The following is a 281-nucleotide window of genomic DNA, read 5'->3' on the forward strand; positions in this document are numbered from 1 at the left end:
AGCCGGGCCTCCACCGCGATCATGTCGCGCGACGTGAACCGCTCCTGGTCGCGTCCGTCCTTCCCCAACGCGACCAGCTCGGGGCTGGCGCGCACCGCGGTCATCACCTGGTCGAACTGCTCCTTGCCGTCGCTGTGCCGGAACGCGAACACGGCCAGGTCGCGGGTGGTGAACGTCGCCTGCTGCCGGGTGATCGCGTCCAGCGCGATCGACGGGTTGGCGATGATCTTCTCGCCATTGTCGCGGGCGATGCGCGCGTGATCCTCGATCCGCTCGGCCTC

General features: G+C 69.4%; 1 protein-coding gene. It reads right to left on the bottom strand.

Translation table 11 applies throughout. From position 1 onward, the window contains the following. On the bottom strand, positions 1-281 hold a 281-nt coding region (locus AX681_RS22435; RefSeq protein WP_443026140.1), incomplete at both ends, for a hypothetical protein.

This window comes from Sphingomonas sp. CCH9-E2 (genome assembly GCF_001557215.1).
Lineage (GTDB): Bacteria > Pseudomonadota > Alphaproteobacteria > Sphingomonadales > Sphingomonadaceae > Sphingomonas.